We start from the raw sequence: 23,618 nt of genomic DNA on the forward strand, positions 1-23,618 counted from the left end.
CTTCGTCAAAGCTTAGCAAATGCTTACGAAGTCAGCTTTGACTTCGTCAAAGCTTAAAGGTGGTGAAATCATGGCAAGAAGCATGCGTGATATTAAACGTCAAATCAAAAGCGTTAAAAACACCAGACAGATCACCAAAGCGATGGAGATGGTAGCTGCCTCCAAGCTCAGAAAAGCGCAGGAGAAAGCCGAGGCTGCCCGTCCTTATTCAGAGAAGCTGAAAGAGGTCGTAACGAGCATTGCCTCCGGTTCGGAAGGCATTCAGCATCCCATGCTGGTCAGCCGTCCTGTTAAAAAGACAGGATATCTCATCGTCACTTCGGACAGAGGTCTGGCCGGTGGATACAACGCCAATATTTTGCGTAAGGTGACTATGCTCATCGCAGAACGCCACAAGTCGAAAGACGAGTACGTTTTGTTCGTTATTGGCCGCAAAGGCCGTGACTTCCTGCGCCGCCGTGAGTACCCGATTATCGAGACGGTAACCGAGCTTTCTGATACACCGAAGTTTGCGGACATCAAGTCCATTGCCAACTCGTCTGTTCAGAAGTTCGTAGATGGTGACTTTGACGAACTGTATGTATGTTACAACCGTTTCGTTAATGCCATCACTCAAGTTCCGACCGTTGATCGGTTGCTGCCGATGGAGACAGTGAGCGAAAAAGATCATCATGAAGCCAGTGCCAACTATGAATACGAGCCTTCTCCTATGGGCGTTTTGGAAGTGCTGCTTCCGAAGTATGCCGAGACTCTGATTTATAGTGCAATACTGGACGGCAAAGCTAGCGAGCTGGGTGCAAAGATGACAGCGATGGGCAATGCAACGAAGAATGCGTCGAAAATGATCGGGGATCTTACCCTTACGTACAACCGTGCTCGTCAAGCGGCAATTACGCAGGAAATCACCGAGATCGTGGCCGGGGCAAACGCGCAGTCTTAAAATATATAGGGTGTTAAGCATCGCTTAACATTAGCTTATATTTTACGAGAATCGGGTGCCGCCAAAGCGATACGAGGTATCGCTGCCTTGTAGAGCTTAAGTTCTTCAAGGACGGCACTGTCGTTTCTCCTTAATGTAATAGCTTTCGAGGAGGGAAACTAAGATGAACAAAGGACGCGTTGTAAGCATTATGGGTCCGGTTGTGGATATTGAATTTGAACGCGGCCAGTTGCCCGAGATATTCAACGCCATTAAAATTGAGACCAGCCTGGAGAATGACCGCAAGATCGATTTGACGCTTGAGGTTTCCAATCATCTGGGTGACAATCTGGTACGTTGTATCGCTATGTCTACTACAGACGGGCTGGTACGCGGGCTGGAAGCTATCGACCAAGGAGGACCAATCTCGGTTCCTGTTGGCGAAGTGACACTGGGCCGTGTATTTAACGTACTCGGAAATCCAATTGATAACGGCGCAGAGATTGTAGCTGAGCAAAAGGATCCGATTCACCGTCTGGCTCCGACGTTCGATGAACTGTCTACCCAAGCGGAAATTCTGGAAACTGGAATCAAGGTTATCGACTTGCTTGCTCCTTATGCTAAGGGTGGTAAGATCGGTCTGTTCGGTGGTGCCGGCGTAGGTAAAACCGTAACGATCCAGGAATTGATCAATAACATTGCTCAAGAGCACGGCGGTATCTCCGTATTCGCGGGCGTGGGCGAGCGTACTCGTGAAGGTAACGACTTGTACCATGAAATGACGGACTCCGGCGTTATCAAGAAAACAGCGATGGTGTTCGGACAGATGAACGAGCCTCCGGGCGCGCGTCTGCGTGTAGCACTGACTGGTCTTACTATGGCGGAATATTTCCGTGATGTGGAAGGCCGCGACACGCTGCTGTTTATCGATAACATCTTCCGCTTTACTCAAGCAGGTTCTGAAGTATCCGCCTTGCTCGGACGCATGCCTTCCGCGGTTGGTTACCAGCCAACGCTGGCAACGGAAATGGGTCAATTGCAAGAGCGTATTACTTCGACGAAAAAAGGTTCCGTTACTTCCATTCAGGCTATTTACGTGCCTGCGGATGACTATACTGACCCTGCTCCGGCGACAGCATTTGCTCACTTGGATGCTACAACTAACTTGGAGCGTAAAATCTCTGAAAAAGGGATTTTCCCTGCGGTTGACCCACTGGCGTCCAGCTCGCGGATTCTCGCACCTGAAGTTGTTGGCGATGAGCACTATAACGTGGCTCAAGGCGTTAAGCAACTGCTTCAACGTTACAACGAGCTTCAGGACATCATCGCAATCCTCGGTATGGATGAGCTGAGCGAAGAAGACAAGGTGATTGTAGCCCGCGCTCGTAGAGTGGAACGCTTCTTGTCTCAGCCTTTCCACGTGGCCGAGCAGTTCACCGGTTTCAAAGGCAAATACGTGCCAATTAAAGAAACGGTTCGCAGCTTCAAAGAGATTCTGGATGGTAAGCATGACGATCTTCCGGAAGCGGCATTCCTCTTTGTAGGTACGATTGAAGAAGCAGTCGAAAAAGCGAAATCATTGTAACCCTGAGCTGAGTTAAGGCTCTCGATGCGAGCTTTACTGTGGTAAAGCTTTTAGGAGGAATGGAAGTGAACACTTTTCTATTGGAAATTGTCACGCCGGATCGTCTAGTCTACTCAAAACAGGTGAACAGCCTGACTGTACGTGGGGTAGAAGGCGAATTGGGTATTTTGCCCGGACACATTCCGCTTGTAACTCCACTTCAGGTTGCTCCGCTGTCCGTTAAGGCGGACGGTGTTACGATCTCAATCGCCGTACACGGCGGTTTCGTTGAGGTGCACAAAGACAAGGTAACCGTGCTGGCTGAAAGTGCCGAGCTGCCTAAGGATATCGATGTTGAGCGCGCCGAGGCGGCTAAAGAACGGGCTCAGCGCCGTTTGCAGTCGCGTAGCAAGCAGGACGATATTGATCATCGCCGTGCGGAGTTGGCGCTGCAACGCGCCGTTACACGGATCAAAGTGTCCACCGGAAAAGGACAACAGTAATAGTATGGCGGTCAAGCTTAAGGGCTTGGCCGTCTTTTTGTATCTTTCAGCTGGACATTGAGTAAATTACTGGATTCTTTTTAAAACACGATTTAAGGCCTTATGGAGGTTGTGAAAGTGAACATCTAGTGATATTCTAGGATATTGGAGCTATATTGTTTAAAAATTTGTAAAAGTACTGGATTCTTTTCCCCTACGCAAGTATGATATAAGAGTCGATTTCCGAGTAAGGTTACACGGGGGGTAAACATGAATGAAATGTTGACCGCGGAGTTGTCTGGCGCAATCGGCCGCAGCGGATTGGTCTCAATGGTTGTATCATTGCTCTGCGTTGTATTATCTTGGTGGGCTTTGCAGAACCTTAAGCTCGATCTCATCATAAGATATCCCAAGAGCCCGCAAGGTAGGCTGCTGCACTTGCTGCTAGCCATTGTTCTGGGCCACTTCGTGGCCGGATTTCTGCTGGATTATCTGGGGTGGAGCTCGCAGATCCGCCATATGTTTTAAGACGTAAGGGTTTGGTTATAAGTTCGTAGGCCATAAGTTGCAGTAAGACATCGAATAATAATTTTTTATTATGTCAACACTGAATTTTAAGGGATGTACTCGAAAAACAGGATGAAATGACGGAAAATGCGATAATATGACAGTGGCACTTAAATTAAGATTAACATTTATTTTAAGAAATAATGGACGCGGAGGGAAACCGAAATGAGCAAATTTATCGTCCGCGGTGGCAACAGATTGACCGGGAGCGTGAAAGTTAGCGGCGCAAAAAATTCCGTACTACCGATCATAGCCGCCTCTTTATTGGCAGAAGAAGGAGTTAGCGTCATTGTGGACGCACCTCCGCTTGACGATGTAATGACGATTAGCAAAGTGCTGGAATCTCTGGGGGCAGGGGTTACATACCAGAACGATATTATTGAGGTGGATGCCAGAAGTATCTCCTCCTGTGAAGCACCTTATGAATGGGTACGCAAAATGCGGGCTTCTTTCCTAGTGATGGGGCCACTGTTGTCCCGATTGGGACGTACAAGAATTTCTTTGCCAGGCGGGTGTGCAATCGGTACTCGACCTATTGATCAGCATTTAAAAGGATTTGAGGCGCTTGGTGCAGAGATCAGTCTCGGCCAAGGCTACATTGAAGCGAAAAGTAACGGAAGGCTGCGTGGAGCCAAGATTTATCTGGATGTAGCCAGCGTAGGCGCGACCGAGAACATAATGATGGCGGCAGCTCTTGCGGAGGGTGTAACCGTAATTGAGAATGCGGCCAAAGAGCCAGAGATTGTTGACCTAGCCAATTACCTGAATGGTATGGGCGCTATCGTTCGGGGTGCCGGCACAGGTGTGATCCGTATTGAAGGCGTTGAGTCTCTGCATGGCGTGAAGCATCATGTTATTCCTGACCGTATCGAGGCAGGTACTTACATGGCTGCTGCAGCGATCACAGGCGGCGATGTATATGTGGAAGGTGCGATTGCTGACCACTTGGGACCTGTAATTGCGAAGATGGAAGAAATGGGCGTAACCATTATTCCTGACGAGAACGGTGTGCGCGTGATCAGCGACAAGCCGCTGAAGGCTGTTGATCTGAAGACACTGCCGTATCCTGGTTTCCCGACGGATATGCAGTCACAAATGATGGCGTTGCTACTTCGCTCTGAAGGCACCAGCGTAGTTACCGAGACTGTATTTGAGAACCGCTTTATGCATGTGGATGAATTCCATAATATGAATGCGGAGATCAAGATTGAAGGCCGCTCCGCGATCGTGACGGGCAATGCTCGCCTCGTAGGCGCCAAAGTTTGTGCCACCGATCTGCGTGCCGGAGCAGCACTGATTCTGGCAGGCCTTGTGGCTGAAGGAACTACAGAAGTATCCGGAACTCACCATATCGACCGTGGATATGTTCATTTGGCAGAGAAGCTGTCGGGACTTGGTGCGGATATCTGGCGTATTTCCATGGAAGACGCTGCTACCGAGAAGGAAGAAGCTTCTAAGTCTGAGACTTCCAAAAGCAAGAACGAAGAAGCGAAACCTCGTTTCCAAGTTCAACCGACCTGGGTATAATATCAATTCATTTGCAAAAGTAAGCCAAGTGGCGTTCCTGCCGCTTGGCTTTTTTGTTCAACTCTCTTTCTCTCATTTCCTGTTCTAGCAGTTGGCTGAGATTCATATCTATAAGAATCAGCCAGTGGAGCACAGGAAGGAGCCATAGAGATGAAAGATTCCCGTTATACCCGGCGCTGGAAGAATCGGCGCCTCTCTTTGCGGCGCACGGCGCCGTATGCGAAGCGCCTAGCGCCTGCCGCTTGGTTGGCAGCGCCACTCCTCGCGGCGCTGCTGCTGCCTCTGGCCGTGATCGGTCCCCGGCACGGCCAAGCCCCGCCCCCTGCACCGCCGCAGCATACAGCGGCTCCGGCGGTGCAGGCCCCAGCTGCGGAGGGCACCCCGCAGCCGCAAGTCTCTGTCTATTTGTCGCGCAGCGGACAAATAGAGACACTGCCGCTGGAAGAGTACGTCAGCGGCGTGGTGGCGGCCGAGATGCCGGCCGACTTTGAGCTTGAGGCGCTCAAAGCACAGGCCGTAGCGGCCCGCACCTTTATTGCCCGTCGCCTCGTAGCCGGCGACGTCAGCGGCGTGCCAGTGCCGGGCGCGAATGTCACCGACACGGTCAACCACCAGGCTTACGTTTCGTCCAAGAAACTGAAACAGGATTTTACACAGACGCAGCAGGAGAAGATCCATCGCGCAGTTCTGGAGACTCGTGGCGTGATTATGACGTATAACGGACAGCCGATCACAGCCTCCTTTTTTGCATCCAGTGGAGGTTATACGGAAAATTCGGAAGAGTATTGGAAGGGAGCGGTGCCCTATTTGCGCAGCGTAGCCAGTCCATGGGATAAAGAGATTACCCCCAATTATGCAGTAACCTCAGCGTTCACGGTTCAGGAGCTGATGTCCAAGCTGGGAGCGGGTAAGGGAGCTGTCCCGGTAATCAAAGATCTATCGGCGTCCGCCAAGGACGGAACCACTTCCCCGTCAGCGTTGCCGATGGAAGTGTTGTCTTTAACTACAGGGCACCGGATCAAGGAGATTTCTATCGGTGGGCAGGTGTTTACCGGCCGGGAAGTGCGGGAGAAGCTGGGGCTGCGGTCGAGCCAGTTCACCTGGAAGCGCAAGGGTGAACAGATTCTAATCACCACCTACGGTAATGGTCATGGTGTAGGTATGAGTCAGTGGGGAGCGAACGGGATGGCCAAGGAGGGCGGAACGGCTACGCAAATTCTCAAACACTATTACACGGGAATCACCTTCACGCAAGTCTCAACTCTTTTGAAAAAATAACTTGAAAGATACGTATAAAAGCAGATTGCCCGGTAACACTGGTTACTGAGGTGATAAACTATGAATGAACAAGACAAAAACAAAACAACCCATGATGAATCTCTCAAAAATAAGCAGGGAGATTCAGGTGCGAAGCCTTCTTCATGGAACAGACTGTTATCCAAGCGGTGGGTATTTCCGGCAGTCTACACGGCGGCAGCGGCAATTATACTAACCTTGGTGTGGGTCTATCAGGATGCGGGTACTAAACCGCTGACTCAGGACACCGCCGCCGTTGTCAACAAGGAAACTGGAGACGACCAAAGCATTCCAGCAAACGGAAATCCCGATTCCATGGAAGTAGTGGCTTCAGCAGAAGACATTGCCTGGCCGGTGAGCAACCCCGCTGAGATTGAAGTGGTCAAGCCGTATTATGACGAGAACGGGACTGAAGAAAATCACGTAGAAGCGATGGTGCAATATAACGACACCTTTACGCCTAATACGGGAATTGATATCGCCCGTGAAGACAACAAGCCATTTGATGTTAAGGCTGCACTGAGCGGTAAAGTGGAACGGGTGGAGAATCATCCGGTCAATGGTACGGTGGTTGAAATTACTTCAGCCGGTAACCTGAAGACAGTGTACCAAAGTCTGGGTGAAGCCAAAGTGAAGCAAGGTGACGAAGTCAAGCAAGGAGATATTCTTGCTTCAGCCGGACGCAATGAAGTCGAGAAAACGCTCGGCAATCATGTTCACTTTGAAGTGTACAAAGACGGCAAGCTTGTGAATCCTTCGGATTTGCTTCCAGAGCGCAAATAATTATTTTTTCGAAAGGCAGGGGGCGGATGCCCTCTGCTTTTTTTGTATACAGGACTTTATAAGTCCTACAGCGGCCTAGTAATCATTGCCTGCTTACACGGACAATCAAGAGCGAGCATGCCCTGATTTACGGTTGTCCACCAAATAAAATGAGCCTCCCACAGCTTGTCATGTCCTGAAAGCGCGAATATATAGGCCCGCCACTCATATAATGTACCAAACTATCCACAGTTGGGAGGCGGGAGCGTGCACGATTACATCAAGGAACGTACGATCAAAATTGGACGCTGCATCGTGGAAACAAGGCACACGGTCCGAACCATAGCCAAGGAATTTGGCGTTTCAAAGAGCACGGTGCACAAGGATTTGACGGAGCGTCTACCTGAGATCAACCCTGATCTGGCTGATCAGGTGAAGCACATTCTCGAATATCACAAATCCATCCGACATCTGCGGGGGGGAGAAGCCACAAAGATCAAATATAAAAAGACCACTGGAAAAAAGCGTGAGGTTGCTGTAGCGTCAAAGCCATAACATTTTCGGAATTTTAAGGAATATTTAATTTTAACGCATTGTATAAATCCCCTAAAGTATGGTATTTTTAAATTTGGTACTATATATGTTGAACTAAAGAAATAGATCTAATGACCTACTTCTTACGTAGGGTCGAAAATGGTCATATCATTCTTTGGTTTATATAATTTGCAGTTCATTCTAAAATAACACTTTGGGGGCTCTTTCATTATGCTTAGCAAGGATATCGGAATCGATCTCGGCACGGCCAATGTGCTCATTCATGTTAAAGGAAGGGGAGTCGTTCTGGATGAACCTTCTGTGGTCACGCTTGAAAGTGATACGAAGAAAGTCCTTGCGGTGGGAGAGCAGGCCCGGCGGATGGTAGGACGCACACCCGGGAATATCACGACGATCCGTCCACTTCGGGACGGGGTTATCGCCGATTTTGAAATTACGGAAATGATGCTGAAGTATTTCATCGACCGCGTGGGTGGCCGCAGTTGGTACGCACGGCCCCGCATTCTCATTTGCGCGCCTACGAATATTACTTCTGTTGAGCAGAAGTCTATTCGGGAAGCGGCGGAACGCAGTGGGGCCAAAGAAGTATTCATGGAAGAAGAGCCGAAGGCCGCAGCGATTGGTGCGGGAATGGATATTTATCAACCAAGTGGAAACATGGTCGTCGATATTGGCGGCGGAACGACGGATGTAGCCGTATTGTCCATGGGCGACGTCGTTACCGCCTCTTCGATTAAAGTTGCAGGGGACAAGTTCGACGATGCCATTTTAAAATATATTAAGCAAAAATATAAACTGTTGATCGGGGAGCGCACTGCCGAGGATATCAAGGTGTCTATCGGTACGGTACGTCCAAGCGGCATGCAGGCGGAGCTTGATATCCGCGGACGTGACATGGTCAGTGGACTGCCGCAGACCTTAACCATTTCCTCCAGTGAAGTGCAGGAAGCTCTGTGGGACCCGGTTTCTTCTATAGTTGCTGCTGCCAAATCGGTGCTTGAACGTACACCGCCTGAGCTGTCGGCAGATATTATCGATCGGGGTGTTGTCCTGACCGGAGGCGGTGCGATGCTGAACGGATTGGACGAGCTGCTGGCAGAACAATTGCACGTGCCTGTCTGGATTGCCGAAGATCCTATGCATTGCGTGGTTAAGGGAACGGGCATCATGCTGGACAATTTGGACAAGGTCGTTAAGAAAAAGTTCTAGGCAGCCGATAAAAAGGAATAGAAGAAGACCTAGGAAGGGGACATCCTTTAATGCTAAGAGGACTGTACACGGCTGCCGCCGGCATGGTTACGCAACAGCGCCGGCATGATACGGCAACGCAGAATATCGCCAACTTGAATACAACGGGGTACAAGCAGGTTGACAGTGTCAGCCATGCGTTTCCTGAAGCGCTGATTTCCGCCATGAATAATGGCGTGACGAAGCCGATCGGACGGATCAACACAGGTGTATTTGCAGAGCAATCCATTTCCCAATATTTGCAGGGTGATCTGATTGAGAGCGGCAAACCGGTCGATTTTGCACTGGACACGAATTTACAGGTCGTAGACCCCGTTACAGGCGAGAATATTACGTTTGACGGATCAGGCAAGTATACCAGTCCCCAGGGAGAGGTAATTTACCGCCCCCAAGCCTTTTTTACTGTACAGGATAATGACGGCAACAATTTATATACACGCAACGGAAGCTTCACGGTCACTCCGACAGGCAATGTACTTAGTGCAGGCGGGTTCAAGGTGCTGGATGATCAAGGCAACCCGCTGGTCTTGACAGAACCGCAGGACAACCTTAAAGTGGACGGGCAGGGGAATTTGCTGGATCCTGAGACAGGGCAGCCCTCGGGAACGAAGATTGGCATCAGTGTGATCACCAAGCCCCAGGAATTGGTGCGTGATGGTAACGGTGTATTTCATGCTGAGGATGTCAATACTGCGGGTATCCGGTTCGCGAATAATGAAGATAACCTGAAGGTTCGTCAGGGCTTTCTGGAGAACTCCAATGTGGATGCAACTCAGGTGACTGTAGATCTGAACGCGGCTTACCGGGCATATGAAGCGAATCAGAAGGTTATCCAGTTCTATGACAGCAGCCTGCAGAAGGCTGTTAATGAAGTTGGCAGGGTATAGGAGGGTTGATTCATGAATAACTCAACGATCAGTGCAGCGGTCTCCATGTCCAGTCTCCAGAAGCGTCTGGATATTATTGCTGATAACGTCGCAAATGTGGATACGGTTGGTTACAAAGCCAGAAAAGGCTCCTTTGAGGATGTATTAACCCGTGTACAACAGCAGTCGCCTGATTTTAATCAGCCGGGACGGAATACACCGCTTGGCTTCAACATGGGGTTTGGCGTGCGTTTATCCCAGGTGGCAAACGATTGGGAAGAAGGTCCCTTGAAGGAGACGGGGAAACCGACAGATCTGGCTCTTCAAGGAAACGGAGTATTTGGTATTCAGGTGAACGGAGATACGGTATATACACGCTTGGGTGATTTTCATTTTACCCCGGATATCAATAATGCGGCGAACATGCTACTAGTGGACAATCAGGGTCATTCTGTATTAGACACACAGGGAAATCCGCTTACGGTGTCTGCTAACGTTATTGCAGCGATTGACGAGACAGGACGAGTGCTTACCAAGCAGCGGGAAGATGGTCCTGTGACGGAGGGCCCGCGAATCATGATTGCTGAGCCGCGGAGCAAGGACGCACTGCAAGCTATCGATGGCAGCTATTATAAATTAGCAGATGGCATCACAGCACAGCAGGCTTTTGTGGAGCCGGCAGCAAATGGGGCATCGGCCGTTGGGGTGCGCTCCGGCTGGCTGGAGCAATCCAATGTGGACCTCAGCAAGGAAATGACTGAACTGATGCAGATTCAGCGCACGTACCAGCTGGCTGCCCGGGCCCTGACCTCCAGTGACCAGATGCTTGGCCTGGCCAATAACATGCGTGGGTAGGTGAAGTAATGAGTCGTCAGAATCACGATAAGCAGGAAGAAGATCGTACACCGGTGAAGAAGCGGGGCGTGCGGAAGTGGACCATTATCCAGTGGTTTCTGATTCCATTGCTGCTGGTGGCTGCCCTTGCAGGCGGCCTGGTTGCCGGGTATGTTGTACTAGGTAAAAAAGAATTCAGCGATGTGCTGCAGTGGAGCACATGGAAGCATGTCTATGATCTGGTTTTTGCTCCCTGACCGGGGCACTCACGGGAACTCCCTTGTTGACAAGGGAGTTTTCTTTTTTATACTGAAAAATGTATAATGATGGGGGACTAAGTCGACAAAAAGGGCCCTCTCCGCCAGGCTGCCGCGTACGGTGGAGAAAGCCCCTTATCTGAACCTCCACTTCTGCAGGTGGTGAAGGATAATATAGTTTTTGCCGAAGCAGACTGAGTTTATGCAGTCTGGCTTAAGAAAGTATGACTTAAGTGCAAAGCTGTAGCAGCAAGCTACTGTAAACACGCGGTACATCCGAAAGGAGTTTTGTCATAATGTTGAATGTTAATGAAATTCAAGAAATTATCCCCCACCGGCCTCCATTTCTGCTGGTGGACAAAATTACCGAAATAGAAATGGGCAAACGTGCAGTTGGCATCAAAAATGTAACGGTGAATGAACCTTTCTTTGCAGGTCATTTTCCCGGATATCCTGTTATGCCAGGTGTGCTGATCACCGAGGCGCTGGCTCAAGTGGGCGCAGTGGCAATCTTGGGTGTTGAAGCTAATCGTGGCAAGATCGGCTTTTTGGCCGGGCTTGACGGCTTCCGCTTCCGCGGTCAGGTGGTTCCAGGTGATACCCTGGTGCTTGAGGTGGAAATTACCCGCTTGAAGGGAAGTATTGGCAAGGGACAGGCCACAGCAAAAGTGGACGGCAAGGTTGTTGCATCCGGAGAAATCATGTTTGCATTGAATTGATACCCTATAAATGATATATGGACAAGGAGAGATTCATATGACCCAATTAAGCCCGAAAGCTGCAGAAACGCTAGAACACTGGTTACAAGACCCTTCGGTGGACGAATCTACTAAGGCGGAGCTGCGTGCGCTGGAGAATGACCCACAGGAGCTTGAGGAACGTTTCTACAGAGATCTGGAATTTGGTACTGGCGGTCTGCGCGGCGTTATTGGTGCAGGTAGTAATCGGATTAACCGTTACACAGTAGGCAGAGCGACTCAAGGCTTCGCTGAGTATATCTTGGAGCAGCACACTGGAGAAGGCCGTCCTTCTGTCGTGATCGCTCATGATTCCCGCCATTTCTCGCCGGAGTTTTCCCTTGAGACTGCACTTGTGCTGGCAGGCAACGGGATTGAAGCCTACTTATATCCTTCACTGCGTTCTACTCCACAGCTGTCTTTCAGTGTTCGCTACTTGAAAGCAACCGGCGGTGTAGTGATTACGGCGAGTCATAACCCTCCTGAATATAATGGCTATAAGGTATATAATTCTGAAGGCGGACAGCTCGTCCCGCATGAAGCGGAGAAGGTCATTTCCTACATAATGGGGGTAGATTCCTTCGATGCCGTAAAACGTATTTCTCAAGAAGAGGCCGAGAGTCAGGGATTACTGCATTGGCTGGGTGAGAAGGAAGACGAGGCATTCACCGATACCGTCGCTGCGGTTAGTGTAGCGCGTGAGGAGATTGCAGCGAAGCTTGGCCGTGATTTCAAAATCGTATACACGCCGCTGCATGGTACAGGTAACCATCCTGTTCGCCAGGTATTGGAGAAAATCGGATTCACGCAAGTGCATGTAGTGCCAGAGCAGGAGCAACCGGACGCCGAGTTCAGTACAGTGAAATCGCCGAATCCGGAGGAGCGCGAAGCCTTTACATTGGCAATCAAGCTGGGTGAAGAACTGAATGCCGATCTGCTGATCGGAACAGACCCTGACGCAGACCGCATGGGTGCTGTAGTGCGTGACAACGAAGGCAAGTTCGTCGTGCTGTCCGGCAACCAGTCCGGTGCACTTATGATTCACTATTATCTGAGCCGCCTGCAGGAGCAGGGCAAGCTTCCTAAGAATGGTGCAGTGGTCAAAACCGTTGTAACGAGTGAAATGGGAGCTGCTGTTGCCGCTCACTATGGCGCGACTATTTTCAATACATTAACAGGCTTCAAATATATTGGTGAAAAAATGACCCAGTTCGAAGCATCCGGCGAGTACACTTACCTGTTCGGCTATGAAGAAAGCTATGGATATCTGGCCGGCAACTATGCTCGCGACAAGGACGCAGTGCTGGCGGCTATGCTAATCGCTGAGGCTGGGGCTTACTATAAAGCACAAGGTAAAACATTGTACGATGTCCTTCAAGAGCTGTACGAGCAGTTTGGCTACTTCCTGGAAAGTCTGGAATCACGCACTTTGAAAGGGAAAGATGGCGTAGCACAAATCCAGGGAATTATGAGCGACTGGCGCAGCAACCCGCCGCAAGAAATTGCTGGCTCGGCTGTCAGTGAAATTCTCGATTTCTCTCTCGGTCTGAACGGACTGCCGAAGGAAAACGTTCTTAAATATATGCTGGCTGACGGTTCATGGTTCTGTCTGCGTCCTTCCGGCACAGAGCCAAAAATCAAAGTTTATTTTGCAGTGCGGGGTCAATCGCTGCAGAATGCTAAGGATAAGATAGCGGCTCTGTCCCAGCAGGTTATGGCTCGTGTCGATGGCAAATAGGAAATAAAACAAGAAATTGGATTTCTCCTGGTGATCAAAGCCCGGGTATAATGTGGTGAAGCGGGGGCTTGGGCCGGATAACAGGTGCTGTTATGCTTAAGCCTCCAGGATGCTTTGCCCGGTACGCCGGGCTTTTGATTTGTGAAGAAAGGTCTTTTAAGTGAAAGAGGAGGTACTTTGGTGCAGCAAAAATGGCAGCGATGGAATATATCTTCGAGAAAGTGGCTGTGGATAATAGTTGTGGTCGGCCTTGTAGCTGCCCTGCCTGTTGTTTACGATCGGCTGGTGACGGAGAAATCATCGAAGACGGTAGAATTGGTATTTGATTATCGGGATCTGGTGCAAGTCTCCAGCTACCGATCAAACCCGCAGGATTATATTTCGGAACAGCTGGATCGCCTGAAGGAAGCTGGCGTGCAAAGCATGGCTATCTATGAAAGTACGTTGGATGATTTTCGCCGGGCCCGTCGTTTGATGATGTGGGGGGCGGCAGATATCGCCAACCTGACGGATACGATTATCCCTGAAAATCAAAACTATACGTATGTTCTTTTTACAAGTGCAAAGAATCATGATGCGCTAGCACCTCTGCTACGTGACAAGTTCGCGGAACTGGGTATTGCTACAAGAGATTGGAGCTTCCGCGGTCAAGAAGGGCTCATTATCGAGACTCCGATTGAGAATGCTACGATGAAGCCTATTCAGCCGGACCCGATTACGCTGGATATGCTGCATGCCAAGGGATTCAACATCGTACCCCGGTTTGTAGATTCCTTACCGTACAATGAAGCATCCGTGAAAAAGATGCTGGACCATTATGCAGACCTTGGCGTAAAACGGATTCTTTTTGAAGGGGAATCTGTCAAAGGATTTAAGGATGACGAGGAATTGCATAGTCTCACAGCCTTCGCTAATCTTCTCAAGGAACGTGGGATTGGAATTGCAGCCATTGAGAATATAAAGAAACAGCAGAAGGGTTTCAATAAGCTTGCTTATATGCTCGATTACAATGTAACACGGCTGTATTCCCTGAGTGAGGCGGATTCCTCCCTAAAGCCCGATGTTATTGCGGATCGGTTCGCATTGGCTACCAAGGACCGCAATATTCGCATGCTGTATTTGAACACGATCGCCACAAGAGATACGTCCAAGGCTCAGATCTCGGATACGTTGGATAATCTGATTAAGAGCCTTAGCGAGCCTGGGGGCGCAGTCGACAAGATCAAGGATAATGGTTTTACGTTGGGACAAGCTACAGCGTTTGATGTTCAGCACTCGCCTTATCAGCGTTACTTCAAGCTGGTGGCAGTGGTTGGCGCCTTGGCATTGGTAGCTTTGATGGTCTCTTACTTTGTTCCATGGCTTACACTCCCTGTCTGGGTACTGGGGCTAATTGCAGGGGCGGGGCTGAGACTTTTGCGTCCTGAACTATTTGAGCAGGCCTTGGCGCTAGCGGCGGCTATTAGTGCGCCAACTGTAGCTACCGTGCTTGCCATCCGTAAAATCAATCAAATGGGACCTCCAGTTCGCAGCAGCGAAGCTGGAAGTAAATTAAGCAAGAATAGCAGCACCTTTGTTGTAATGAGTCCTCAGCGGCGTCTGACACACAGTCTGGTCTTATATGTGAAGACAGCGCTGATTTCTCTGAGTGCGGTGCCGTTCATGATAGCTTTGCTTAACAACATTACCTACAGCCTCGTCTTGAATCAGTTCCGCGGGGTTAGCTTGCTGCATGTTGCACCAATCGGACTCGTGGCGTTGTACGTGCTCCTATATCGGGGAGAGTTTGCCTTTAACAAAACAGGTAAGCTGCTGCGGACACCGATCACGCTATTATGGGTAATCGCAGCCGGAGTAATTGGAATTATCGGTATGTATTACTTGAGCCGTACCGGTAACAGCGGCAGTGTAACGCCGATCGAGAAGGTATTCCGTACATTCCTGGAGAACACTGTAGGTGTCCGTCCACGGAATAAGGAGTTTATGCTCGGGCACCCGTTGTTTATTCTAGGGGCATTCCTGGCCTTTAAATATCGGAATGCAGCCTTCGTGATGATTGTGGCTGTTATTGCACAGCTCTCAATGGTTGATACCTTTGCACACATCCATTCACCGGCTCTGATCTCGCTGATTCGTGGTCTGCTTGGTCTTGGACTCGGCTTGATCATTGGGATTATCGCTGTTGTTGTTTGGCAGATCGGGGAAAGGTGTTGGAAAAGATGGTCGCCACTCCTCAAACGATAGTCATTTCGGGTTATTACGGTTTCCAAAATAGCGGGGATGAAGCTGTTCTGCAATCCATTCTGAATGCATTGCAGAAGCAGTCGGCAGCCGCTGGAGTATCTATTGAACCTGTCGTTTTGTCGATTGATCCTGAGTGGACGACGGCCAATTATGGAGTGAAATCCGTACATCGGATGAAGCTGAAAGAGGTACGGAAGGCAATAGCGGAAAGCTCTGGCCTCATCAGTGGTGGCGGAAGTTTGCTCCAGGATGTGACTGGCAGTAAGACAATTCCTTATTACCTGGGCATTATCAAGCTTGCTCAGTGGATGGGGAAGCCGACCTTTATTTATGCCCAAGGCATTGGCCCGGTTAATCGCAAGTTGTTCCATCCTTTGATCAAATCGGTTTTTCGCAAATGTGCTTATATTTCTGTGCGGGACGAGCAGTCCCGCCAGCTTCTGCACAGTATGGGGCTTGGAGGGAAAACTGTTGAGGTTGTGCCAGACCCGGTTATGGGACTGTCTTTACCTAATGGACAAGACGGGAAGGCTGATGCCGTAACGACAGCAAAGCTTAACTTTGCTAATGCTAAGACGAACTCTGTCTACACTGAAGATGCCGATGTAGGAAACGATGTTTCTTTACCGGTAGTCGGAATATCGGTGCGTTACTGGGAAGCGAATCGTGCGGAGCTGAAGGCGATTGCGGATGGCTTGCTGAAGGTCGCTGAAAAAACACCGCTGCATTTCAAATTCCTGCCGTTCCACCATCCATCTGACAATGAAGCCTCCCGTTATGTCATGGATCAGCTTAAAGAAGCGGTATCGAAGGAAAGTAAAATCAGTATTTGTGAGGATGCGCTCCATCCATTGCAAATGTTGCGTGAGGTTGAAGAGTGTGATGTGTTGCTCGGAATGCGGCTGCACAGCCTAATCTACGCAGCAGGCAGACGTGTGCCGCTGATTGGTATCTCCTATGATCCCAAGATCGATCATTTTCTGAATAGAATCAATTGCCAGCCTGTGGGCGCAACGGCTACGCTGGATAGCGAAAAGTTGGCTGCCCAGGTTCTTGAGCTTTTAAAGAATGGAAGCGTCTGGAGGACGGAACGGGAGTCGCTTATTGCTTCTTTGGTCAGTGATGCTGAGTCGCCGGCTCGGCATATTGCAGAATATTTACACCGCAAAGGGTGATATAGAGTGAAAGCAGATAGTGTGATACCTACAGTCCCTATTTTCGGTATTCGGGTATCCAAAGTAGACATGACCGCAACGGTCTCCTATTTGACTGAGGTTGTGCATACCCGCAAGCCGCATCAGGTTATTACCGCCAATCCAATTATGGTTATGGCAGCATTGGATGATCCGGCCTATATGAAGATCATGCAATCAGCTGAATTGGTTGTGCCTGATGGTACAGGCGTGGTATGGGCAGCTAATTATTGTCATCAGCCTGTAGCTGAGCGTGTCGCGGGTTTTGACTTGTTACATGAATTGCTACATGCTGGGGAAAAATATAACTGGAAAGTATATCTTCTGGGATCAACTCCTGAAGTAATTCAGGAGACTGCAACCCGGTTGAAATCGAAATTTCCGGGAATTGTCATCGTGGGTTACCGTGATGGATTCTTTGGCCTCGCCGAAGACGACGGCGTTATTGCTGACATTGTCGAAGCCGCTCCGGACATGTTGTTTGTCGCCCGTGGCGCAGACAGTCAGGAACCTTGGATTGCCAAGTACAAATCAAGGCTAGCCGTTCCGATCATGATGGGAGTTGGGGGAAGCTTTGACGTCATTTCCGGTAAAAGCCGCCGAGCGCCGGTGGCTTTCCAGAAGATGCGTATCGAGTGGCTATACCGTCTGCTCAAAGAGCCTACCCGTTACAAAAGAATGCTTGCCCTGCCGAAATTCGCAATAAAAGTGGTGCGTGAGAAAGATAAAGTAACAAAAGTGGAGTAAAATGATGATTTTCGCCGATAAAGTAGGATAATTAGCCTAGAAACGGAATTGGAATTCTTTTTTGGAACAGCGTATAATTCAATGCGGTAGAGAAATGGGGGTTGACTGATCAAATGTTAATCATATACATCGCCGGATTTATCGTGTGTATGGGCCTAGCGTTGTTACTGACACCGCTCGTGAAGAAGTTGGCCATCAAAATTGGTGCAACGGATGTACCGAATGCCCGTAAAGTGCATACGAAGATTATGCCTCGCCTTGGCGGGTTAGGTATTTTTCTGGCGTTTGTGGTAGGCTTGCTTGCCGTATCACCGTTCATACCGTATGAATTTACTACGCGGGAGGCCAACTTCATCAAAGCATTGCTGAGTGGCGGCGGACTGATCGTTCTTCTTGGAGGATTGGATGACCGTTTTGAACTATCGGCAAAGGTGAAGCTACTGGGCCAGATTGCCGCAGCCTGTATCGTTGTATTCGGCTTCGGAATTACTGTTGACTTTGTAAACATTCCTTTTAATAATACGTATTCCTCATTGGAAAGCTGGATTGCTATTCCGCTGACCATTTTCTGGATTGTAGGGGTAACCAATGCCGTGAATCTGATTGATGGATTGGACGGGCTCGCAGCTGGTGTATCCGGAATTGCGATAGCTACCATTGCTGCAATGGCTTTTATTATGGGTAATATTATGGTTGCACTGCTGTGCCTGCTGCTCCTAGGTAGTATTGTTGGTTTCCTGTTCTTTAATTTCCATCCGGCTAAGATTTTTATGGGAGATACGGGTTCCTTGTTCCTGGGCTTCAGCCTGGCGCTTCTGGCCCTGCTTGGATTTAAGCAGATTGCTGTCGTCTCGTTCATTACCCCGCTATTGATCATCGGAGTGCCACTATCGGATACCTTCTTCGCCATTGTGCGGCGGAAGCTGCAGAAGAAGCCGATCTTCGCTCCAGACAAAGGCCATCTGCATCACTGCTTGCGTGAACTTGGGTTCAGCCATCGCCAGACGGTGATGATCATCTACGGTATTGCCACGTTCTTCGGAATTCTGGCAGTTATCCAGTCTTCCGCAGCTCTGTATGAGGCGAATTGGGTTACCTTCGTCGTCATCTGTATTATGTTGTTCTTCCTGCAGATCGGCGCTGAAATCATCGGGTTGGTGGGTAAGACCAAACGTCCGCTGCTTACTATGCTAGCCCGTTTGCGGTTAAAGGTAACACAAGAACGAGGATCGAAAATGTAATCAATACTGTGATAGCTCGTCTAAATATACAGTACCGTTAAAGCCCGTCCATTTCAGGATGGGCTTTTTACATAAACGCAATGGAGAATCATTTTATCTACTTATTGAGCCATTTTCCTTCAATTTAACCTCAGTAGGACCGATAAAATAAGTAATATCATCAAAAGGGAGAGATTAATGACATGCAGCGCATGAGAAAGACATTGGTATGGATGCTTCTGTCAGCTTTGCTAGTATCCTTGTTCCCAGTGGGACTTGCGAATACTGCTTTTGCAGCAGATCCTGTCCTTAAGCCTACAAGCTACTTTACGCCAGATGATACGGTGTTGCGGAATACAGTTGATTTGACGATGTTATCTGGTGCAAAACAAATTTCTAGAACGAATGTATTACAAGTAACAGATTCCAATTTGTTAGTTACAGGTACTTTCACCAAGGTGACCGGCTCGACGCTGGGCGCTAACGTTCAACTTTTGAATTGGGATCAGCAAAATAATAAATGGGTTGACGATGCGACTCATGTGATGCCAGGTGTCGTTCAGATCGACAACGAAAGTCCTGACAATCGCTTTAAGGCTAATGTAACGTTGTATCCGGGGATCAACCGGATTACATTTACCGGCTCACAAGGAAACAATGACCGTTCGGAATCATTTTATGTATTATTTGATAAGGTTCCTTATGTAGAGAAGCTTCAGGTTCTCGGAGGATCGGACAAGCTCGACTTGAATGAGGGCGCTCAGTTGGTAGTGGCCACCAAGGAGATCACTCTGGAAGGAAAGGCGCAGAACGCTTCCAAGATAACCGTGTCCATCAATGGTGGAAGTCCTCTCGGTACTTCACTTCTTCAAGATGGGACTTTCTTCTCCCAACGCATGGAGCTTAATCCTGGAGTGAATAATTTAAAATTAGTGGTACAAAATGGTTCGGATACTTTAACATTTCAGTACAGCATTTTTTATTTTGATGATAAGAGTCCGATAGTTGCCTTGTATCTGGGGGATTCAAACGACCATGTTCAGGATTTACTGAGCAAGGACCAGCCCGTCTTCGTTGAAGATAACGACACAGCCAAATTGTTTGTTCAGATGATGGTACAGGATGCGGGTAACGCTTTTCAAACTAATGGGGTAGTTAAACTTAACGACACCACGCTTTCACCAAATTTTGGTGGTGGAATAGAAATTGACAGCAGTGGGAAGCTGACTTTGACACAAGGCTCTGAGATCTTGGTCCCGGCTCCGAAGAAGGATTCACCTTCTTACCGTCTTGTCACTTTCAGTGTTCCGCTAACCCTGAAGAAGGATACAGCGACGCCACCTAATCGATTGCAGGATCAAGTTCATAGCCTTTCAATTGCTTACGGAACTAAAACCGTAAATCGTTCTGTTGATTTTCAGTATATGAAGGGCAAAACCGTTATTACAGATCTGAGGCTTTTGCCCGGATATAATGGAACTGGAGTGGTACCTCCAGGTGTACCTTTAAACGGTTCAAAGGTCAGCTCAGGTGAGTTTTATATTTTGGTAAAAACGAATAGCAAACCTAGCGACGAAACACTGGAAGCAAGCTATTTACCACTGTCCACCAAAGCACTGAATCCAGTGAAACTTATTGCGAAGTCTGACACAGAGTATATCTATAAAATAAGTGATTTTCAAAATGGTAATCAGACGGTTCGTTTTAATTTAAAAGGTTCCAGCGCCTATAAGGATGCCACGATTTCCTTTGCATCCAAGAACTACATCTATGTAGCTAATCTTGCGGATGGTCAGACCTATAACATTAATTCAGAAGCGAGTAAAACCTTTAAAGTAGAAGGACAGTATATTGACTTCGATAATCTGAAAAGTGATTACTTTGTTGCTGAGGCATTTGTTAACGGAATAAAAGTTGGGTCTACTAAAGACGCCGCTACTAAAGATTGGATCAATAAAGAAACTGGGAAATTTAGTATTACACTGACAGTTGATGCTGCAAAAGGTCCATTAGTATATGGAGAAAATAAAATTACCTTTACCGGGACGGGTGTTGACACTCAGGGGCAAACCCGGGAAGTACGTAAGGAACTACGAATCTACATTGTAGATGAGAATGTTTCTACTATTAGTAAATTTCAACCTGCGGTAGGTGTGGGAAGACCTGATTTCCCGGTCAGAGATTTCTTATCAACAGACCAGGCGATTTCCAAGCTGTTTAATTTGACGCCTGATTTTATTTTCAAAGACAATAAATATGATACTAGCCTGAAAACGTATGACCTGGTGCTAAGAGGAAGCGGCGCAGTGAAGATGAATCTAAATATGGGGACTAAGAATATCCTTTCTGTAGACCTCCCTGCAACCCGAAGCGATTCGGATAAAGAAACCGTTCAGTTTGCTGACAAGACATATACCTATAATTTTGCTGGCAGCCAGAGAGACTTTATTATGCGTATTCAGGATCTCACCAATGACGCACCAGGAACCTATGTATACACACTGGAGCTCATTAATAGTACAGGCGCTAAAACAAGCCAACGTCTGGAGATCGTAAGGGGCGTGAGCGCATATCGTATTCTTTCGCCACAGCCTTCTGTCGGCACTCAATATATCGTGAACAAGAACTTCGTTCATTTTGATATCGAGGCTGAAGGTGCAACGGACATCATTATTGATAAGGAATCTGCTGTGAAACGTCCTGATCTCGGGACTAACAGATTTGTACTGGATTATGTAGGCCTCAAGCAAGACAAATCGAACAAGATCAAAATTCAGATTGTCCGTGGTAGTGCAACGAGTACAGATACCATTGACATCTACTACACAGGTACAGTAGGTGTAGACGCGCAGTATATGGCTCCTAAAGTAGCAGACAAATATAGTGTGTTTAACAAAGGACTGGAGCTATCTTTCCCTAAGGGCACAGTCATGCAGAGTACAGATACGCGAAACTTAACCAAGTTTTATCCTGATACCAAGCTTCGGTTCGGGATTGCCGAGCCGAACACAGGCATCGTCGAACGGAGAAATGATTATGGCAACGTAATCGGGTTCCCGCAAAACTTTGAGGACAGCGGAATTCCAATATGGAAAATACCGGACGAGTTCACCCTTCGCTTCAGTTCTACTTTCAAAACCAATAACTTTGGACGTATTTCTGATGTTTACTGGATCAGTGGAGGATTAGGTGAGCTTGGGACGACCTCGACTGCAGGGCACATTCCTGCAACAAACGGCTTAGCTCCATATTCTGTGGACGGATTGTTCGGTGACCCGCAGATTCCGCTTGAGCGCCGAATTACCCCTTCTAAACGGGGAACATTGACTTTGGCTTATGACCCTAATGTGGTAGAAGAAGCAGGGAATATTGTTACGGTATTTAAATATAACGACAAACGGGAATGGGAGAACATTGGCGGAACCGTTGACGCCAAGAAACATACCATTAGTGTTCCGTTTGACGAGTTTGGCTACTACATGGTTATGAAGATGAATCGTGGCTATAATGATGTAACTAATCACCAATGGGCCCGTAATATTCTAAATGCCTTGTATGCCAAAGGTTTTATGAATAACCTTCGCTTCGAGCAATTTGGTACGGATGATCAGACAACAAGAGGAGAGTTCGCAACCCTTCTGGTTAAAGGCATGAACCTTCCGCTCAATTATGATGATAAGAAGACCTATGCCGACCTAGTTCCTGGTGCCAGCTCTATTACCTGGGACTACGCACACATTGAGACTGCTGCAAGGGCAGGAATTGTTACTGGACTTACAGACGGTGTGTTTGGACCGGATCAGCCGATTACAAGAGAACAGGCAGCTGTAATGATCGCCAGAGCGCTGAAACTAAAATTGCCTGCTAATGATCAAAAGTTAAAAGATGCTGTAGCGAAATCATTTATCGACTCCGGGAAAATCGATTCATACGCCTTGCCGGCCATTCAGGCGGTATCGGCGGCTAAAATTATGAACGGGGCAGCAGTGAATACACCTGGACAGAAGAAGGCTACGTTCAACTTCAATCCTAAATCCAACATGACAAGAGCAGAAGCAGGTAAAATCCTGGTTGAATTATTGAAGAAGAGCAGCAATATCTTCCCTAAAAACCTAAGTTAGATAAAAATAGGCTTTGAACTTATACGTGTTCTTAGCAGGGCTAAATGCATAATTTCAATGCGGAGGGTTGAGTACTCACCCTCCGTTTTATTGTTTACTCCTATCGTGGCCTAACTTTCTATTCAAATAGAAATTAGGTATAATGAGCTTACGGGATTTTCAATTCATTAAATCTGAAACAAATCAGAGGTAGCTACATATAATTCTTGCGAAAATTGTTCACGTCATTTTTTATTACCAATTACAATTCTTTGTAATCTGCTCCCATTTACGTTACAATAACGTAGAAAATATTATTTTCTGAAAGGTGAAAGCCATCGATGAAACCGATTTTATCAAAAGCTCAACTGGATTACATGAAAGCCAAGAATATGTTTGAGAATAGAGCAAAGGTATTGGAGAAGGAAATTGCAGCTAAGCGCTCACTTCAGGAGATTACCCAGGAGATTATGGAAGAGTTAGTACAGGCTACTGGCTTCCATGATGCATACAACGACCTTGTAATTGCTGAGAACGCACTGATTGAATGGTCTCACTCTACAATTAAACATGAGAAGAGTTACCGTGAGAACCGTGTAGCCATTGATGCCATGTATGATAATGTAAATTCTAGCCCAGAGAAACGCCAAGAGCTCATTCAGCTCTCTATGAAGATTCGATAAGCTTATGCATAGAACAGGGCGCTTATGCGCTATAGGGTGTCTAGCCAGTCCACAGTGACTTTGTTAGGCACCCTATTTG

20 protein-coding genes are annotated in these 23,618 nt (G+C 48.0%); all 20 read left to right on the plus strand.

Going from position 1 to position 23,618, the window contains the following annotated elements; genetic code table 11:
* Window positions 1-70 precede the first annotated feature (70 nt).
* The 20 genes from atpG (at window position 71) to AC3Y23_RS12505 (ending at window position 23,539) form a co-directional block, all read left to right on the plus strand.
* The gene (gene atpG / locus AC3Y23_RS12410; protein ID WP_379199210.1) at window positions 71-940 is read left to right on the plus strand and encodes an ATP synthase F1 subunit gamma; all 870 of its coding nucleotides are present in this window, start codon (window positions 71-73) and stop codon (window positions 938-940) included.
* Window positions 941-1,103: 163 nt separating this feature from the next.
* Window positions 1,104-2,504 (plus strand): F0F1 ATP synthase subunit beta, encoded by a 1,401-nt coding sequence (gene atpD, locus AC3Y23_RS12415; RefSeq protein ID WP_379199212.1) that lies wholly within the window; start codon window positions 1,104-1,106, stop codon window positions 2,502-2,504.
* A gap of 65 nt (window positions 2,505-2,569) precedes the next feature.
* Window positions 2,570-2,986: a F0F1 ATP synthase subunit epsilon gene (locus AC3Y23_RS12420; RefSeq protein ID WP_379199214.1), complete on the plus strand. Its 417-nt coding sequence runs from the start codon at window positions 2,570-2,572 to the stop codon at window positions 2,984-2,986.
* Between the two features lie 249 nt (window positions 2,987-3,235).
* Window positions 3,236-3,493, plus strand: a complete 258-nt coding sequence (locus tag AC3Y23_RS12425) for a DUF1146 family protein (protein WP_379199216.1) — start codon at window positions 3,236-3,238, stop codon at window positions 3,491-3,493.
* A gap of 204 nt (window positions 3,494-3,697) precedes the next feature.
* Entirely contained in the window at window positions 3,698-5,059 is a 1,362-nt protein-coding gene (gene murA / locus AC3Y23_RS12430) for a UDP-N-acetylglucosamine 1-carboxyvinyltransferase (protein ID WP_379199218.1), read from the plus strand.
* A 150-nt stretch (window positions 5,060-5,209) separates the two neighbouring features.
* Entirely contained in the window at window positions 5,210-6,337 is a 1,128-nt protein-coding gene (spoIID, locus tag AC3Y23_RS12435) for a stage II sporulation protein D (protein ID WP_379199220.1), read from the plus strand.
* Between the two features lie 60 nt (window positions 6,338-6,397).
* Window positions 6,398-7,138, plus strand: coding sequence for a peptidoglycan DD-metalloendopeptidase family protein (locus tag AC3Y23_RS12440; RefSeq protein WP_379199222.1), 741 nt, complete (start codon window positions 6,398-6,400; stop codon window positions 7,136-7,138).
* Between the two features lie 246 nt (window positions 7,139-7,384).
* Window positions 7,385-7,672 carry a sporulation transcriptional regulator SpoIIID gene (gene spoIIID / locus AC3Y23_RS12445; RefSeq protein WP_019915029.1) on the plus strand — a complete coding sequence of 96 codons (288 nt, stop codon included), beginning with the start codon at window positions 7,385-7,387 and terminating at the stop codon, window positions 7,670-7,672.
* Between the two features lie 210 nt (window positions 7,673-7,882).
* Window positions 7,883-8,881, plus strand: a complete 999-nt coding sequence (locus tag AC3Y23_RS12450) for a rod shape-determining protein (RefSeq protein ID WP_379199224.1) — start codon at window positions 7,883-7,885, stop codon at window positions 8,879-8,881.
* Between the two features lie 50 nt (window positions 8,882-8,931).
* On the plus strand, window positions 8,932-9,807 hold the full coding sequence (locus tag AC3Y23_RS12455) for a flagellar hook-basal body protein (RefSeq protein WP_379199226.1): 876 nt from the start codon (window positions 8,932-8,934) through the stop codon (window positions 9,805-9,807).
* Between the two features lie 12 nt (window positions 9,808-9,819).
* Window positions 9,820-10,641, plus strand: a complete 822-nt coding sequence (locus AC3Y23_RS12460) for a flagellar hook-basal body protein (RefSeq protein ID WP_379199228.1) — start codon at window positions 9,820-9,822, stop codon at window positions 10,639-10,641.
* 8 nt (window positions 10,642-10,649) lie between these two features.
* The gene (locus AC3Y23_RS12465) at window positions 10,650-10,877 is read left to right on the plus strand and encodes a DNA-directed RNA polymerase subunit beta (protein ID WP_379199230.1); all 228 of its coding nucleotides are present in this window, start codon (window positions 10,650-10,652) and stop codon (window positions 10,875-10,877) included.
* 296 nt (window positions 10,878-11,173) lie between these two features.
* Window positions 11,174-11,596, plus strand: coding sequence for a 3-hydroxyacyl-ACP dehydratase FabZ (gene fabZ, locus AC3Y23_RS12470; RefSeq protein ID WP_379199232.1), 423 nt, complete (start codon window positions 11,174-11,176; stop codon window positions 11,594-11,596).
* 37 nt (window positions 11,597-11,633) lie between these two features.
* Window positions 11,634-13,352: a phospho-sugar mutase gene (locus AC3Y23_RS12475; RefSeq protein ID WP_379199234.1), complete on the plus strand. Its 1,719-nt coding sequence runs from the start codon at window positions 11,634-11,636 to the stop codon at window positions 13,350-13,352.
* Window positions 13,353-13,532: 180 nt separating this feature from the next.
* Complete coding sequence (locus AC3Y23_RS12480) at window positions 13,533-15,596, plus strand: DUF5693 family protein (RefSeq protein WP_379199236.1); 2,064 nt, start codon at window positions 13,533-13,535, stop codon at window positions 15,594-15,596.
* Complete coding sequence (gene csaB / locus AC3Y23_RS12485; RefSeq protein WP_379199238.1) at window positions 15,572-16,771, plus strand: polysaccharide pyruvyl transferase CsaB; 1,200 nt, start codon at window positions 15,572-15,574, stop codon at window positions 16,769-16,771. Before AC3Y23_RS12480 ends, csaB begins: the two co-directional genes overlap by 25 nt.
* A 6-nt stretch (window positions 16,772-16,777) precedes the next feature.
* Window positions 16,778-17,536 (plus strand): WecB/TagA/CpsF family glycosyltransferase, encoded by a 759-nt coding sequence (locus AC3Y23_RS12490; RefSeq protein WP_379199240.1) that lies wholly within the window; start codon window positions 16,778-16,780, stop codon window positions 17,534-17,536.
* 113 nt (window positions 17,537-17,649) lie between these two features.
* On the plus strand, window positions 17,650-18,777 hold the full coding sequence (locus tag AC3Y23_RS12495; RefSeq protein ID WP_379199242.1) for a glycosyltransferase family 4 protein: 1,128 nt from the start codon (window positions 17,650-17,652) through the stop codon (window positions 18,775-18,777).
* Between the two features lie 191 nt (window positions 18,778-18,968).
* Entirely contained in the window at window positions 18,969-22,877 is a 3,909-nt protein-coding gene (locus AC3Y23_RS12500) for an S-layer homology domain-containing protein (protein ID WP_379199244.1), read from the plus strand.
* A 320-nt stretch (window positions 22,878-23,197) separates the two neighbouring features.
* Window positions 23,198-23,539: a hypothetical protein gene (locus AC3Y23_RS12505; RefSeq protein WP_379199246.1), complete on the plus strand. Its 342-nt coding sequence runs from the start codon at window positions 23,198-23,200 to the stop codon at window positions 23,537-23,539.
* The last annotated feature ends 79 nt before the right edge of the window (window positions 23,540-23,618 follow it).

The organism is Paenibacillus sp. MAHUQ-45 (assembly GCF_058133325.1).